At 44.4% G+C, this 1,069-nt stretch carries 2 protein-coding genes; both read right to left on the reverse strand.

The window, feature by feature from the left end:
* A partial coding sequence (locus B2633_RS06880) for a hypothetical protein (RefSeq protein ID WP_483169882.1) occupies positions 1 to 188 on the reverse strand: 188 nt, incomplete at its 3' end.
* 85 nt (positions 189 to 273) lie between these two features.
* Positions 274 to 801, reverse strand: coding sequence for a hypothetical protein (locus B2633_RS06885; protein ID WP_483169884.1), 528 nt, complete (start codon positions 799 to 801; stop codon positions 274 to 276).
* Positions 802 to 1,069 lie beyond the last annotated feature (268 nt).

Here is a 1,069-nt window from a genome sequence, read left to right on the forward strand (position 1 = left end):
TTAGTCCACTTAAGCGCAAAATAGGGCCTTCCATCTTCCCATTCCTTGAGCTCCGCCGTCAGATTTTGAGGGGCCTCCAAACTGCCGCCTGTCGGGAGTGATTCCGCAAATGCGCTCATGCCCGGTATGGACAGCATGGTGAATGCCATTACACCGGCAATAATAAATGCAAAAATTTTTGTTTTCATTGTTTATCCTCCTATGATATTTTTGTAGGGTTTGTTATTCACGCAACCGCCAGCGGCCTGTGTTTACTTGTCTTGTCCTGTTTGCTCACGGTATAAACACAATCACGCCGTGGGTGATTTCAGCATCATCGGCCGGAACAGGAAAAATAACGACCCGATTAAAAAGGTCAGGCTCCGACGCGCTTTGTTGCGTAATTCCCGAAAACATGGAAAACGGGTTCTTTAAGTCCTCTAAAAAGAAGGTATTCCCGGCAAAGACCCCTGTGATGGCGGCAGCCAGTTGCATATCATTGATCTTGTGTTGAAGAATGCGTGCGGCTCCTTTTTCCGGATACATTACCCGCGTTTTTGTTTCCGCCGCAAAAGCCTTATTTGTCATGGACAGTGTATGCTGTGGTGTAAATATAGCGAGGGGATAAGGGAGAAAGTCGATTATCTGAGAAAACAGCCCCTCATTTTCGATAAGCGTCTGAAATTTTCTTATCATATGACCTTGAGTCTCTGTTCTTTTCTCCAACATTTTCTGTACTTCCGACAGTTCCTCAAGCAGCTGCTTTTTCGTTTTACCGCCCATATGAACGCTCCTTTCCAGCCAAAGTGCCGATGCTTTCATTATGGCTATCAATATTTTATTAGCCGGCTGGCTGTGAGGATAGGTTGAATATGCTTATAATTAGTAAGGAAAGTGCTATCTTGAAAATAAGAACCCCTACCCGTCAACGCATTCAAGGATTGCTGACGGATCCCGGGAACCTTGTTTTATTCACAATAAAAAAAGCCGGGCTTTCGTACACACAAAAGCCGGGCTTTCTCTTATTACTTTTTATGGCAATTTTTTATTCTGACTTTTTCCGGTAAGCAGAAGGGGAAAGTCCGGTTTT

Origin of the sequence: Syntrophomonas sp. UBA1041 (genome assembly GCF_002316705.1) — a bacterium.
Lineage (GTDB): Bacteria > Bacillota > Syntrophomonadia > Syntrophomonadales > Syntrophomonadaceae > DTU019.

Bases quoted from the DNA above. Each gene is read 5' to 3' on its own strand.
- B2633_RS06885 (WP_483169884.1), bottom strand. From the start codon at position 801: ATGAAAGCATCGGCACTTTGGCTGGAAAGGAGCGTTCATATGGGCGGT.